The organism is Sutcliffiella halmapala (assembly GCF_002019665.1).
Taxonomy (GTDB): domain Bacteria; phylum Bacillota; class Bacilli; order Bacillales; family Bacillaceae_I; genus Sutcliffiella_A; species Sutcliffiella_A halmapala.
In genome coordinates this window covers 3,983,057-3,998,110 of record NZ_KV917375.1, presented here as the reverse complement: position 1 = coordinate 3,998,110, position 15,054 = coordinate 3,983,057, and the positions used below count along the sequence as shown (strand labels likewise).

General features: G+C 38.3%; 11 protein-coding genes. 9 read left to right on the top strand and 2 right to left on the bottom strand.

Going from position 1 to position 15,054, the window contains the following annotated elements:
* The first annotated feature begins 3 nt into the window (after nt 1-3).
* From BK580_RS19610 to BK580_RS19575, 8 genes are all read left to right on the top strand, one after another.
* Complete coding sequence (locus BK580_RS19610) at nt 4-1,272, top strand: CehA/McbA family metallohydrolase (RefSeq protein WP_078381966.1); 1,269 nt, start codon at nt 4-6, stop codon at nt 1,270-1,272.
* 33 nt (nt 1,273-1,305) lie between these two features.
* Complete coding sequence (locus BK580_RS19605) at nt 1,306-2,532, top strand: MFS transporter (protein ID WP_078381965.1); 1,227 nt, start codon at nt 1,306-1,308, stop codon at nt 2,530-2,532.
* A 29-nt stretch (nt 2,533-2,561) separates the two neighbouring features.
* A complete protein-coding gene (locus BK580_RS19600) occupies nt 2,562-3,653 on the top strand; it encodes an ABC transporter ATP-binding protein (RefSeq protein WP_078381964.1) in 1,092 nt (363 codons plus the stop codon).
* A 450-nt stretch (nt 3,654-4,103) separates the two neighbouring features.
* On the top strand, nt 4,104-5,174 hold the full coding sequence (locus BK580_RS19595) for a Gfo/Idh/MocA family protein (protein WP_235864141.1): 1,071 nt from the start codon (nt 4,104-4,106) through the stop codon (nt 5,172-5,174).
* A 294-nt stretch (nt 5,175-5,468) separates the two neighbouring features.
* The gene (locus tag BK580_RS19590; protein ID WP_078381962.1) at nt 5,469-6,704 is read left to right on the top strand and encodes a dicarboxylate/amino acid:cation symporter; all 1,236 of its coding nucleotides are present in this window, start codon (nt 5,469-5,471) and stop codon (nt 6,702-6,704) included.
* A 207-nt stretch (nt 6,705-6,911) separates the two neighbouring features.
* Nucleotides 6,912-8,198, top strand: coding sequence for an MFS transporter (locus BK580_RS19585; protein ID WP_078381960.1), 1,287 nt, complete (start codon nt 6,912-6,914; stop codon nt 8,196-8,198).
* 367 nt (nt 8,199-8,565) lie between these two features.
* A complete protein-coding gene (helD, locus tag BK580_RS19580) occupies nt 8,566-10,953 on the top strand; it encodes an RNA polymerase recycling motor HelD (protein ID WP_078381959.1) in 2,388 nt (795 codons plus the stop codon).
* Between the two features lie 309 nt (nt 10,954-11,262).
* Nucleotides 11,263-11,517: a hypothetical protein gene (locus tag BK580_RS19575; RefSeq protein ID WP_078381958.1), complete on the top strand. Its 255-nt coding sequence runs from the start codon at nt 11,263-11,265 to the stop codon at nt 11,515-11,517.
* Nucleotides 11,518-11,683: 166 nt separating this feature from the next.
* On the opposite strand, the gene yiaA is transcribed toward BK580_RS19575, so the two are convergent.
* Together yiaA and hemF are read right to left on the bottom strand one after the other, a co-directional pair.
* Nucleotides 11,684-12,148, bottom strand: coding sequence for an inner membrane protein YiaA (yiaA, locus tag BK580_RS19570; protein ID WP_078381957.1), 465 nt, complete (start codon nt 12,146-12,148; stop codon nt 11,684-11,686).
* Between the two features lie 68 nt (nt 12,149-12,216).
* The gene (gene hemF, locus BK580_RS19565) at nt 12,217-13,140 is read right to left on the bottom strand and encodes an oxygen-dependent coproporphyrinogen oxidase (RefSeq protein ID WP_078381956.1); all 924 of its coding nucleotides are present in this window, start codon (nt 13,138-13,140) and stop codon (nt 12,217-12,219) included.
* Nucleotides 13,141-13,442: 302 nt separating this feature from the next.
* On the opposite strand from hemF, the gene BK580_RS19560 reads away from it, so the two are divergent.
* Entirely contained in the window at nt 13,443-14,885 is a 1,443-nt protein-coding gene (locus BK580_RS19560) for a spore germination protein (RefSeq protein ID WP_078381955.1), read from the top strand.
* Nucleotides 14,886-15,054 lie beyond the last annotated feature (169 nt).

Sequence of the window (15,054 nt, the reverse complement as noted above, 5' to 3'; positions counted from 1 at the left end):
GGGATGAACGGAAACAATGTGGAATGTATTACCATAGAAAAAAACTTTTACCCTGATCAACAAGGAGAATACGTAGAAATACCATTTCACATGAAAAACAACATTAAAAGGTTAGAAGTTAGTTATGAAATATTGACCGCGGGCTCTGTGGTGGATTTAGGTTTAAAGGATCAAAATCGCATAAGAGGCTGGAGTGGTGGGGCAAGAAAATCCTTTGTGGTGGAAGAAGACTATGCCACGCCAGGTTACTTACCCGGTGCATTTGAAAGTGGAGAATGGGCAGTCCTTTTGGGTCTATATAAAATTAGTGAAACAGAATGTTCGGTTAGAGTCACCATCCGCATGTTCAGCAAGCAGTATCAATGGTATAAAGGGGATTTGCATACCCATACTGTTCACAGTGATGGAACATATTCAATCGAACAAGTTATTAGTATTGCAAAGGAACAGAACCTAGATTTTATTGCATTGACGGATCATAACACAATAAGCCAGAATTATGATGTTTCTCCGCATTCAAGCGTTCATTTTATCCCTGGTTTTGAGTTAACAACAAGCTGGGGGCATGCGAATCTTCTAGGCTTAAAAGATCCGGGGATTGATTTCCGTCTCAAAAAGACAGATAAAATAGAACCGATTTTTCAACAAGTTCAGAGTCAGGGTGGAAGGGTAGTAGTTAATCATCCCCACTGTACTCACTGCCCTTGGATGTGGGATTTACAGGCTCCCTTCAATTGGCTAGAGGTTTGGAATGGTCCATGGAGGAAGGATAATGAAACAACACTAAATTGGTGGCATCAGCAATTAGTTACAGGGAAAAGAATAGTGGCTGTTGGAGGAAGTGATGTTCATCGGCCTCATCCCTTTGTGAAACATGGTGCGCCGACTAATTGGGTGTATGCAGAAGGGAAGAATACCGAATCTATTTTTAGTGCGATTGATCAGGGCCACCTATTTTTGACCTATTCCCCTGAGGGTCCTACTGTAGAAATGAATTTCGCAGGCTATACGATGGGAGATAAGGTTACCTCTTCTTTAGTGGATAGGGAAGTATTAATAAAGGTAGCCAAGCTAAATGACAGGGATACAATCAAGATTATTACAAATAGGGGCATAGAGAAGTGCTTCATTCTAGCTAATAAAGAAGAATTCCTAGAATATAAGATATCTGTAGAAGACCAGAAGTTTATTAGAGTAGAAGTCTGGAGGTATTTCGAAGAGATAGAAGATTACTCTCTTGCACTTTTAAGTAATCCCATCTATTTCGAATGATAAATTATTGTGTTCACACGATCGGAGAAAAAAATGGAGCAATCAGTAGCAATAGAGTTAAATCAACCAACACTTTCTCAAAAAACAAAGGTATTATTAACCATCTCTTGTTTTAATACCTTAGCAAATAGTTTAGCCAATGTTTTTGTGAATGTATTTTTATTCAGAGTAACGGAACAGTTTGAGAAGGTTGTCTTATTTAATTTAGTGATGTATCTTGCTTGGCTTCCAGCTTTTGTACTTGCAGGTTGGATTAGCAAAAAGGGTTCGAAAAGAAATGGCTTAATTACAGGAGGTCTACTTCAATTACTATTCTATCTTTTCATCCTCTATCTGGGGGAATCCGCTAGCAACTCAATCATACTCTTAGGGATTATATTCGGTATAGGATCAGGATTTTATTGGATGGCAGTAAATACCTTGTCCATTGATTATACGAAGGAACATAACAGGGATTGGTTTAATGGAGTCAACGGCATATTTAATTCCTTTTCCCAGATGCTAGGTCCACTTTTTGCAGGCTGGATTATCGTAACTTATACCAATCTTAAAGGTTACTATCTGTTATTTTCAGCAGCAGCACTAATCTTTTTATTTACTTTTATACTTAGCTTGCTGTTGCCTAAGAATAAGGAAAGTGAACCTTTTTATTGGAAGGAAATAATTATAGTCCATAAAAGTAGAGAATGGCGGGCTTTGACTTATGCTTTCACCGCTAACTCATTTCGTGCAGGTGTCTTATCTTTCGCTATCATTCTATGGGTGTTTATGCTGACAGAAAAGGAATCTATCATTGGTGGCTTTGCTTTTATAACGACGGTCCTTTCCGTATTTACCTACTATTTAATAGGTAAATATGGGAGGGGAGAATACAGAATGAAGATGATGTTGATAGGGAATTTATTTCTAAGCCTTTCTTTATTCGGCTTAGTATTAGAAGTTAACTGGACGACGTTACTGGTGTACGGGATTATTTCCGGAATTTGTTTGCCTTTATTTGAACTGCCATTTCATACATTAGCATTAAATAATATTTCTATGTATGATCTGCATGGAAAAATAAGAACAGAACTAGTGGTAGTCAGAGAGGTAGCATTAAGTGTAGGTAGGACTCTGAGTGTATTGCTTTTGTTTATTTTATATTTCTATTTTGAAGACAATGTCTGGATGTTTCGAGGCTTCATTATGATGCTTATTCTAATTGGATTATTACCGCATTACTTCTTAAAACGCGTAAACAAAGCATTTATTCAAAGGTGAAATCATCTAACTTCAAGGAGGTCTACAGAATGGCGGAAATTCAGCTTAAGCACATCCATAAAAGCTACGATAAAGATACAAATGCAGTAAAAGACTTTAATCTTCACATAAAAGATAGAGAATTTATCGTATTTGTCGGTCCGTCTGGTTGCGGAAAATCGACCACTTTACGAATGATTGCTGGTCTAGAAAAGATCTCTGAAGGCGACCTTCTGATTAATAGTAAGCGGGTGAACGATGTGGAGCCTAAAGACAGGGATATTGCTATGGTTTTTCAGAACTATGCTCTCTATCCGCATATGACAGTATTTCAAAACATGGCATTTGGCCTTCATTTAAGAAAGGTGCCTAAAGAAACAATCAAAAAAAGAGTGTTAGAGGCAGCTGGAATATTAGGTTTAGAACCTTACTTAAATCGCAAACCAAAAGCTCTCTCAGGTGGTCAAAGGCAACGAGTGGCTTTAGGACGTGCAATCGTTAGGGATGCACAAGTATTTCTAATGGACGAACCACTTTCAAACCTAGATGCAAAGCTAAGGGTTCAAATGAGAGCAGAAATAATAAAGCTTCATCAACGAATACAAAACACGACGATTTACGTTACACATGATCAAACCGAAGCGATGACAATGGCAACTCGAATAGTTGTCATGAAGGATGGCGTTATTCAACAGGTAGGTGCACCAAAGGAAGTCTACGAAAAACCGAATAATATCTTTGTTGGAGGGTTTATCGGATCCCCTGCTATGAATTTCATTCCTGCAGAAGTAACGGAAAGTGGAGTGAAAATAGGTAATAGTTTAATTAAATTGCCAGAAGAAAAGTATAGAAAACTAAAGAAACAGTTAAACGGTAAAAAAGAAATGACTTTTGGTATTCGCCCCGAGCATTTATCCCCTTTTGATCACTTAAAGGATACAGGCTCCCTGGAAGTAGCTGTGGAAGTATCTGAACTATTGGGAGCAGAAAGAATACTATACTGCCAATTAAATAGAACTAGTATTATATCACGGGTTTCTCCTGATATTAATGTAGCCGCTGGGGAGAAATTAAAATTAGGTTTAAATGTAAGTAAAGGCCACTTTTTTGATAATATTACAGAAGAGAGAATTATTCTATAGAAACTAGGAAAGAGGAATGTGAAACGCATAGCACATGCCTCTTTCCTATTTATATTTCAATACTAACGGCAAAATCATCGGATTCCTTCTTGATTGACTGAAGTAATGTGGGACACTAAGAATAAGTTAGGAAAGCAAAAAGTTCTACTCCGTCAGTCAAATAGCATCCCTGTTGGTTATTAGTAGAGCTATTTATTTTTTCCGCACATTTGTTGAAGGAATTTACATGTCCTAGTCGAACATTACATATTAGTTATTTAGGTTCAAGATACGACCATATCACACCATTCAATGACAAGATTTGTCGATTATTTATAGCAAGACCGTTCATAAAGTATGTACCTAACTTTAAAGATGGGTACGAAAATCAAAAAATCATGGAGAGTGTAATAAAGTCAGCTGCGACAGGGAAATTAGTAGTTTTGGAGGAGGTTTAATCCCTTGGGAAAAGTGAAGGTGGGTGTTGTTGGTGCCAGTTGGTTTGCAGACTTATGGTATTTACCTGTACTTCAAATGCATCAAGATGTGACAATCGCTGCTATTTGTAGTAAGACAGGGGAAAGTGCAGAGAAAATGGCGAGGAAATATGGTGTGGAGCAAGTATATACGGATTATCGCGAGATGCTAGAAAAAGAGAATTTAGATGGTATTTGTATTGTTACGCCGAATGATACACATAAAGATATAACATTAGCCGCCATCCGAAATGGCCTTCATGTTATATGTGAAAAGCCAATGGCAATGAACGTGAAGGAAGCTTTGGAGATGGAAGAAGTCGCAAAAGAGGGTTCGGTCGTTCATGCTATTAATTTTACGTATCGGGAGCATCCAGGTATCCAAAAGTTGAAAGAGATTCTAGAAGAAGGTTTGATTGGTGAGGTGCATAATTCGTATTTTGAATATTCAGGTGATTATGGATTGAATGGTCCTCCTGGTTGGCGTGGAACTATTTCAAAAGGTGGCATTGGTGGTGTTCTTCAAGATTTAGGGTCCCACATTATTGACGTGGCACAGTATATTTTGCAGGACGAAATTATAAAAGTGAATGGCTCATTATTTTTCTTGGAAAATGGAAATTTAGTAGACTTTGCTAATAAAAAGACAGAGGACCAAGCAGCAGATTCCGTATCATTCTTAGCCCAGTTTAATAAAGGTGTGAGGGCATCATTTTCTACTAGCTGGGTGACGCCTCAAGCGAATAAGCATCAGACAATTGAGATAAAGCTTCATGGTCGAAACGGTAGCCTTCATTTATTAACCTGCGAGCTTGGTACTTCCCTTCAATATGCAAAAGTTGGAGAGAAGTGGCAAGAGATTGAGTTACAAGGACTAGCAGCCCTTCAATGGGATCAACCACCAAGTGAAGAAAAATTCCGTCCGTGGCGACTAACGAATAAAAACGAAGTATGGAAATGGATTGACCATATCACAGGTAAAAAGGAAAGTCAGCTTGCAACCTTTGCGAGCGGCCTGAGTGTTCAGCATGTGATTGATGAAGTAGTGAATAGTCGTAAAAAATAGTTATCTTTTACCTTAAGAATAGGTGAACGACAAATAATTAATATGTAAAAAAGCTTGGGAGGTTCCAAGCTTTTATTTATGGTAAAATTCATATTATTTCAGAATGTTTTTAATAAAATGAAAATTAATCACTAAACGCAAGCTAATAAATTACTACATACATTTTTTCCATTAAATAGTGAGGAAATGTGCCTAGACCCACGGTACCCTTTTGAGTGGTTTACATTTTCTTACATTGACACAGAGTTAACTATATTAGAAAATTATGTCCATATAACGAAATAGGGGGATGTTATGAAACTAACAAAACATATAATCATTGCATTAATTTTAGGTTTAATAACTGGTTTAGGGTTTAATATTTTTGCACCTGAAGCCTTTAAATTTGCGGATAATTATATCCTAGTTCCTGTCGGTTCCGTGTTCCTAAACTCGATCACGATGCTAGTCGTCCCGCTTGTGTTTTTTTCCATCATTTTAGGAACTGCTGGGCTTAGTGATCCTAAAAAGCTTGGGAGAATTGGTGGGAAAACAGTTGGCTATTTCTTAATTACTACTACCCTTGCGCTTGCTATTGGGCTTTCAGTAGCTTATATCATTCAACCTGGTGCAGGTGGATCCTTTGAAACGGAAGCAGCCAATATTGAAGTAGGGGACCCACCTCCAGTAATGGAAACGTTATTGAACATTATTCCAAAGAACCCTATTGATTCGATGGCTAATGGTGATATGCTTCCGATTATTACGTTCGCGGTTCTTATTGGATTTGCGATGGCAAGACTAGGGGATAAAACTAAAGGAGTTTTAAAATTAGTAGAACAAGGTAATGAGATTATGATGTACCTTGTAGGACTCGTTATGCGTATAGCTCCATATGGAGCATTCGCATTAATTGCATCGGCAATAGGAAAGCTTGGTTTTTCAGCTTTACAAGCCATGTTCTTATATATGATTTCTATTTTTGTAGCCTTATTTTTACACACTGTTCTCGTTTATGGATCAACCGTTGCGATTTTGGGGAAACGTAATCCAATTGAGTTTTTCAAACAGTTTTCACCAGCGATGTTCGTTGCCTTTAGTACGTCAAGTAGTAATGCAACTTTACCAGTAGCGATGCAGACTGCTCAAGAGAATTTAAAGATCTCTAAGTCGGTTAGTAGTTTTGTCCAACCACTAGGTGCGACGATTAACATGGACGGAACAGCAATTATGCAAGCTGTTGCAACTATATTTATCGCTCAAGTGTATATGATAGATCTTACATTTACAGATTTACTCATTGTTATCTTAACGGCTACTTTAGCAAGTATTGGTACAGCAGGAGTTCCTGGTGTCGGGATTATCATGCTAACAATGGTTTTAACATCTGTTGGTTTACCAGTAGAAGGGATTGCCTTAGTCCTAGCTGTTGACCGTATACTAGACATGACACGTACAGCTGTTAATATTACAGGTGATGCTGCATGTGCGGTTATGGTTCAGAAGTCAGAGGATAAACACTACGAAAATCAAGAGACAAACAAAATGTAAGCGTAAAACGTAAGTAAAAAGTTAGAAGAGAAACATCAAATGAAAATTGTGAAAAAACGCTTGGATTATTTCCAAGCGTTTTTATTTACGCTCAAAAACTACTTTACAATTAAAGCCATGTTTGTTTTTATTGAATTGAATTAAAGCCTTCTACTGTTCCAAGAAGCCCATATACATAAGAGTAAAAACTAACAGGAGTAGAAATCAGTGGACAAACAAAATAGTAGGTTTAGATGGGTTGTTTTTGCTTCTGTCTTGTTTACATATTTATTAATGGCTAGCCAGCGGACTGCTCCGGGTTTAATTACAGATCAAGTGATGAGAGATTTCAGTGTAACGGCTTCAACCATTGGGTTACTGACAAGTGTTCAATTTTTTGTATACACGGGATTGCAAATTCCGATGGGGATTTTGGCTGATCGTTATGGGCCAAATTTTTTTCTCATTATGGGTGCTATCTTTACAGGTATTGGTACTATTATTTACAGCCTTGGTACACATGAATTTGTTCTGTTTTTTGCTCGGATTCTAACGGGAGTAGGGGACGCGACTATCTGGGTCAATATGGTGTTGATTTTGGGACAATGGTTTAAGGGCAAGGAATTTATTCGATTAATCGGTTGGGCAGGAATGTTCGGAAGTCTAGGATTCCTTTTAGCGACGGTTCCTTTCTCAGCCTGGATAGACTTACTTGGTTGGAGGGGAGCGTTTTTTACGGCTGGAGTATTGCTGTGTCTATGCGGCATTCTTCTGTATTTTGTACTTATAACAAAGCCAAAACAATTGGAATACACATCTGAAAAAAATGAGGAACAACGTGAAAAAATGTTGGATCTACTAAAAAGGATCTTTTCAACGCGACAAGCGTGGGCTTTGTTTTTTTGTCACTTTGGGGTGGTCGGGGCTTATATCGGATTTATCGGATCATGGGCAGTACCATTTGGCATGAATGTGTATGGAATGTCACGATCAGAGGCGAGTCAGCTGATTATGATCGGTCTTACCGGAGCCATTATTGGTGCTCCTCTAGCAAGTTGGATGACAAGTCGCTTGGGAGCGATTAAACGCTCTTACGTTGTGGTTCATTTCACTATTTTATTGTGTTGGGCATGCTTCCTTTTATTTAAAGGAAGTCCGCCATACTATCTGCTCATTGCGCTTTTCTTTATTATTGGCTTTGGATTTGGGGCAAGTGCCTTAACCTTTGCGGTCGTTCGTCAAACCTTTCCTATAAGTGAAGCGGGAATTGTTTCTGGATTTGCCAATACGGGTGGATTTCTAAGCGCTGTTTTGTTACCAAGTATTTTTGGAGTCGTATTGGATCATTTTCAGACTGCTACAGGGAGTATAGGGGATGGATACTACATTGGTTTTATTACTCCAGTTGTCTTTTCTATGATTGGTCTGCTGGGAGTGATGTCTATTAAAGAAGTGCGTCAGGAAACGGGACGTAAAACCAAGTTTCATTCATCTGCAAAGTCAGTTCACAGTTAACGTCAAACCTAAAAAAGAAGAGTCGATTTAATTGTCGACTCTTCTTTTTAATCAGCACTTCAAACTGCAAGTTAAGTCCCAATCATGATAAAGGTTTTTTATAAAAGTTAGATATGATGATAGTGATTAAAATAGGTGTTCTTATAGTGGAGGGGAAAGGGTGTTGTTTAGAGGGTAGAAAGAAACATTTATGACGTTCGAGACATAAAAAAAACGCTCCATGCCTTGAAAAACAGGAGAATCTATGGTAAATTTATATAGTTAAACATCGTATAATCAAGTTTAGATATATTATCCCTATCTTAATTATACGATTAATTTATTCGTTCGTCAACCCCTAGATTTATTTTATTAAGGAGTGTTTGCTATGAATTCAGAGTATAAGCAGGAGCAAAAACGAGTGGACAGTGTAATGGAGATTATTTCGGAGCAAATTAGCAGATTAGAGGCAGAAAAATCTCAGCACCGGAACGAAGTGGTAAATATCCGCAAACACTTTTGGGATGAAATTAAAGTAAATACGGATACATTCGACGATTACCTTGAGACCATCATTGGATTGAGACAAGAGGCACAAGCTCTGTCTGTAAGCCAAAGCGCCCATCGGCATGCATCCAAGAGATTGTCCACGCTGCGTCGTATGCAGGATATTCCTTATTTCGGCCGTATTGATTTTATCGAAGAAGGTGATTCAACCCAGGAAAAAGTTTATATTGGAATCTCCTCGCTTACGGATGAAAGTGGCGATAATTTCCTTATCTACGACTGGAGAGCACCAATCTCTAATGTCTACTACGATTACCAGCCAGGTCCGGCTAAGTATGTAACACCAGGAGGAGTAATTGAAGGGATATTGGAGAAAAAGTGGCAATATTTGATTCGCGGCGGTGAGCTTCAATCCATGTTCGATACAAGTCTCACTATTGGAGACGAGATTTTACAGCAGGTATTGGGCAAAGGTACGGAAAAACATATGCACAGTATTGTCGCGACCATTCAACATGAACAAAACCGAATCATTCGTCATGATCACGGAAGGCTGCTCATTGTTCACGGAGCAGCTGGGAGTGGGAAGACCTCTGCTGCGATGCAACGGATTGCCTATTTGCTCTACAAATATCGGGATACCTTAAATGCTGATCAAATTATTCTATTTTCACCTAATACAATGTTTAACAGCTACGTGTCCAACGTGCTGCCGGAACTAGGCGAAGAGAATATGCAGCAGGTCACCTTTCAAGAATATTTAGACCATCGACTGAGTAAAGAGTTCCAAGTTGAAAATCCCTACGATCAATTAGAATATGTGCTAACTGCAGCGAACTCGCCGGCGCACAAGACAAGGGTTGCAAGTATCCAATTCAAAGCATCCACACAATTTTTTGAGGCGATCCATGCATACAGGAAGTCATTAGAGTTAGCGGGAATGTTATTTAAGGGGCTTCATTTCAGAGGGCAACCGTTTGTTACTACCAAAGAATTGGTAGATAGGTTTTATAGTAGTGACACCTCGCTCCGTTTCCACAATAGACTTGAAAAGCTGAAGGATTGGTTATTGAAGAAAATAAAGGAAGCCGAGAAGGTAGAACGGAATAAGCTGTGGGTACAAGAGGAAATCGAGCTGCTTAGCAATGAGGAGTACCATAAGGTGCATCGCTACTTAGCGAAAAAACGCGGCTTTAAAAGAGAAGAGCTTGCGGATTATGAGATGGAACCAAAAGCACTTGCCGGGTTGATTGTCCGCCAGAAGCTGAAGCCATTGCGAAAACAAATTCGGGAGTTTCATTTTGTCGACATTACTGGGCTGTATAAGCAGCTTTTTGCGGATCCACAAATGATTCAACAGTGGATAGAGGGGGAAGCACCAGTGGAATGGGCGGATATTTGTCAAGAGACACAAGAGAAGCTAGATGCCGGGAAGATATTTTACGAGGATGCTACTCCGCTGTTATTGATGAAAGAGCTGATTCTAGGTTTTCAGTCGAATAGTGCAATAAAGCAGGTAATTATTGACGAAGCACAGGATTATTCCCCATTTCAATTTGAGTTTCTAAAGCGGTTGTTCCCATCTGCGAGGATGACGGTGCTAGGTGACTTTAATCAAGCGATTTTCGCCCATGCTAGCGAAATGGTTGATTTTCAAGCATTAATTGGCTTATACGGACAGGACGCAACAGAAGTGATCAACATGACACGGAGCTACCGATCTACAAAGCCGATCATTGAATTTACACGCAGACTAGTGCCTAATGGCGAAAAGATTATCCCTTTCGAGCGCGATGGCGAACGACCTGTACTGACTAAATTAATGGATCACACAGAACTACACAAATGCATTGCATCCAAAGTCGCAGAATTACGCAATCTTCAATACAATAGTATTGCCATCATCTGCAAATCAGCAGAGGAAAGTAAACATGCATACGAGGCCTTGTCTACTATTGAGGGTATTAAGCACTTAAAGGTCGGCTCCCTAGAATATGAACAAGGTGTTGTTGTCATCCCGTCGTATTTGGCCAAGGGGATCGAATTTGACGCTGTCATTATCTATAACGCATCAGAGCAAGTATACGGCGATGAGAGTCTGCGAAGAACTTTCTATACCTCCTGCACAAGAGCGATGCATTTCTTGCAGCTTTATAGCGTAGGTGAACCGAGCCCATTTTTGCAAGGGGGTTCTGAAGAGGGCCTTATTCTAATTGAAACACCGAACACAAGAAGAGATCTCTCCAGTGGAGTTGAACGGAGCCAATAAGGATCATTAAATGAGTACGGTTAGTTCACTTTAGAGATTCAAAAATTAAAAGCACATACAAACGGGGATGTTAACCTGTAATAGGTTTTTCATCCCTCGTTTTAAATTTATATAAATTCTCTGTCTTGAGTTTTTATATTTTCTAATCTAAAACTGAACTACTTAGAAACTAGTAGAGGTGCTTTTTTGCTCATTCAAATTCTTTACTGTAATAAGGTGTTAATGGGTTGTGGTGCCTGTCCCTGTGACCCACATATCCTAGATATTAAGTATAATAGTAGTATGTCTTCCAAAAGGAGAATGTAAAATATGATGAATAGTAAAAAGAGCCTGTTTATCCTCAGCTTACTGGTGACAATTGGCTTCGCTCTTATTCCTGGGATTGGAATAAGAAATGAAGAAGGAAATCATATTTTTGGGTTTCCAGCTGATTTGCTCGGCTATTATGGGGATGGAGCATTTAGTTTCATGTATTTAGGGTTGGCTTTTAATTTGGTTTTTTTCTATTTCCTGTTCGTCATTTTAAACAACCTATGGGTAAAGATAGCAAGAAGAAGTTCATAGCCGGTTGGAATGTTTGTCCGGATATCGAAAACACTTTCTTAACCTATTGATGCACTAAAAGGGATCTCCTCCAACGTTAACTCGCAAGAAGCACACGGATTTTGAAGATTGTGATACAGTAAATCTTGAAGGTTTGGGTGGGAGAAGTCCCTTTGTTTCCAATTCTTTATTCTCTTTCTCTTGCTGATTGAGTATCTCGAATATTTTTTTGAATGGTGATAGCTGAAAATAAGCTAAGTATAAATGCCATACCATAAAAGCCTTTTTCACTTAAAATAATACTTTCGGCATTATATAAGCCGATTGCCATTAAAGAGATAGATACAATAAGTGCTAACCAACTAATACCATAACTGGTTACTGCTATCCCTTCTTCTTTATCTCTTACTGCTTTTTGTAAGGATACTGCTGCATAGAGTCCAAATACTAGTACAGCGAAATAATACCCTTTTTCATTGAGTTCCATTGTGGCGTTAAACAGACCAATTAGGTATGCAGAAACACCTACTGCAAATGCTGCCCAACTGGCGCCTTTAAAAGCTGCAGTTGGCTCACCCTCTTTTCTTTCTGCCTTCACCTTCGCTACATTTTCATTACTTTTCACTAATGGGTATTCTTGGTTATCAGACATATTCGTCTCCCCCTTTATGGCCATTTCCCTACAAAAACCATTGATGAATTGGATGCATCTATTAAAGCTTATTCAAACGTAATCCAATCAATCTCTCTTTTTAACATACTTTGTGTAAGTTGTTCTTCACTACCATCTTCAGTCTGAAAGTTATAAAGCCAGTTGACTTGTGGGGGGAGGCTCATAAAGATTGATTCAATTCTACCGTTTGTATCAAGTCCGAATTTTGTGCCTCTGTCATAGATAAGGTTGAATTCCACATAACGCCCTCTGCGGATAAGCTGCCATTGTTTTTGTTTTTCGCCATATGGTAAATCCTTATTATTGTTAATTAGCTTTAAGTAGATGGGAGAAAAAGTAAGGCCAATGTCTTTCACAAACGCGAAAAGATTTTCAATGGAAAGTTCAGTAGACGGCTTGAGTTTATCGAAAAATACTCCTCCAATTCCGCGGGTTTCTTTACGATGCTTTATATAAAAGTATTCGTCTGCAATTTTCTTGAAATCGGGATAATAGGATGGGTTATGCCAATCGCATACAGTTTTTAATGATTGATGAAAATATACGGCGTCGTCCTTATTGATGTATACGGGAGTCAGGTCGATTCCACCACCAAACCATTTGGCACCGTTCGATAATTCAAAGTAGCGCACGTTCATATGAATGATTGGAATCATGGGGCTTATTGGATGTAAGATGACGGACACACCAGAAGCGAAAAATTCCTGGTTCTTCTCTACCTTTAGCGCTTCGGCTGCTGCATGGGGCAAGATGCCAAACACCTCTGAAAAATTGACGCCACCTTTTTCGATGATATTGCCATCTACCATCACTCTCGTTCTCCCACCACCACCGCCGTTGCGGTACCACAATTCCTCTTTAAAGACTGCTTTGCCATCGCAATTTTCGATATCTTGAGTGATAGAATCTTGTAAACTTTTAAAAAATGAAGTAATGGTGTTTTTGTCGACCTTTTCTAAAACTGCTTTCATAATTAGCTGGTAGGAAACCTTGCCATGATTTACTGCAAGAATTTTCTAACCAGATTCCCCTCCTTTATTTGGAATTTATTACTATATGTATAATGTATTTCGACATTTTTCTTAAAATCCTTTTTTAAATAGTAAATTTTACATGTTTATTTATGGAGGGGATGGATCGATTAGTAGTCAAGTAAGAAAAGTGACACATTTTTTACGGAAACATGGGCATAGTAATAGGTAAATTCCGCTCACTTTTTACCTATCTATCAATATTCAAGGTAAGAGTGTTACATATTATATGAGGTGCTTGGATGGGACGACAATACGAATTGGAACCACTAACAAATAAAATAATGGAAGCGCTACACCATACTTCTGATTTGGTCATAAGTAGATTGAAAATAGATAAATGGAATAAGAAAGAAGTTAATATTCTATTTCTTAAAGATATTGTTGATACAGAAAACCTGCATGATTGTGTTATCCAACCATTATTAAACTTAAATAATCACCTAAAAGATAATAAAGACTTGCTGGACAGTCTAAGGGAGCTAGTATTGGAAACATCAGAGGTGGAAAAAGCAGCTACTATAGGGGAGATGGTTGAAGGGATAATACAAGGGAATGCCCTCCTGCTATGTAATGGTCACCAAGAGGGACTGATCATTTCGGCATCCAAGTGGGCAGAGAGAAGTTTAGAGGAAGCTATTAGCGAACGATCTTCACGGGGACCAATTGTAGGGTTTACGGAAAATATGGGGACGAATATTAACTTGATTAGAGGTGCATTAAGAACATCGGATTTATGTATTGAGACACAAGGATATGGATCTATTGCCAAAAAGCAAGTTGCAGTATTGCATGTAGAAGGCATAGCGGATCATGGGATTTTAAAAGAAGTAAAAAATAGATTAAAGCACGTAAACGTAAAGTATTTAGCTTCATCGAAAATAATACAACAGACACTAGAAGGGAAACAGAAGTCTTTTTTTTTACTAGTAAGAGAATCAGATAGAGTGGACAGTGTAGTATCCTCCCTAATGGAGGGAAGAATAGTAGTGTTGGTAGATGGATTCCCTTATGCTATTATTGCTCCTGCTCTATTTGTTGAATTTATGCAAGGAGCAGATGAATATCACCAAAGTTATGGAAGGTTATCTAATCGACTATTACGCTTTTCAGGCTATGTAATTGGTCTTTTCTTGCCTGCGGTATATGTTGCGGTAGAAAAATTTCATAAATCGGATCTTCCCAAGAAAGTTAGTGAAACGTTACTTTCAAAAGAAGAACTTCTTCCAACCTTTTGGGAAATGATCATCTTACTAACCCTTTTAAGAGTGTTAATTGATGTTTCTTTCCATATTCCTAAAAGTACTATCATAGTTGTCTCGCTTTTAGGAACCATACTTATTGGAGAAACAGCAGTTACTGCAAAATTGATACATCCAGTAAGTTTAATTGTTACAGGAGTTACTGCCGTATCCAATTTCTTAACCCTTAATAGGGGATTAGGTGCTGCACAAAGAGTAGTGCAGTTGACATTTCTTATTGTAGGATATTTCTTTGGATTTAAAGGTTTGATTATCGGAACGACCACTTTGATTATTTATATGGTAAGTTTAAAATCAATCGGGGTACCATTCTTATCCCCGATTATACCTTTTAAATTACAAGAGTTAAGTGATGTTTTTTATAGAGGGGATTTGCAAAAATTAAATAATAGTCCACATCATTACACTCAAGACAAAGGTTAAAGAGATTTAGTGTTGTTGTGTTAACGGGAAAATCTACATAATAATTCAACCATTCATGCTGGTATTTGAATTATATTAAACGCTCCCAACTTGGAAGCTGGACTTTCTATAGGAATGTTGGGGGATTGGATTGAGTATTATGGACTGGTATTTTTGTCACGCTTTACTG

Bases quoted from the DNA above. Each gene is read 5' to 3' on its own strand.
- yiaA (WP_078381957.1), bottom strand. From the start codon at position 12,148: ATGTCTGATAACCAAGAATACCCATTAGTGAAAAGTAATGAAAATGTA.
- hemF (WP_078381956.1), bottom strand. From the start codon at position 13,140: ATGAAAGCAGTTTTAGAAAAGGTCGACAAAAACACCATTACTTCATTT.
- helD (WP_078381959.1), top strand. From the start codon at position 8,566: ATGAATTCAGAGTATAAGCAGGAGCAAAAACGAGTGGACAGTGTAATG.
- BK580_RS19560 (WP_078381955.1), top strand. From the start codon at position 13,443: ATGGGACGACAATACGAATTGGAACCACTAACAAATAAAATAATGGAA.
- BK580_RS19605 (WP_078381965.1), top strand. From the start codon at position 1,306: ATGGAGCAATCAGTAGCAATAGAGTTAAATCAACCAACACTTTCTCAA.
- BK580_RS19600 (WP_078381964.1), top strand. From the start codon at position 2,562: ATGGCGGAAATTCAGCTTAAGCACATCCATAAAAGCTACGATAAAGAT.
- BK580_RS19610 (WP_078381966.1), top strand. From the start codon at position 4: ATGAACGGAAACAATGTGGAATGTATTACCATAGAAAAAAACTTTTAC.
- BK580_RS19590 (WP_078381962.1), top strand. From the start codon at position 5,469: ATGAAACTAACAAAACATATAATCATTGCATTAATTTTAGGTTTAATA.
- BK580_RS19575 (WP_078381958.1), top strand. From the start codon at position 11,263: ATGATGAATAGTAAAAAGAGCCTGTTTATCCTCAGCTTACTGGTGACA.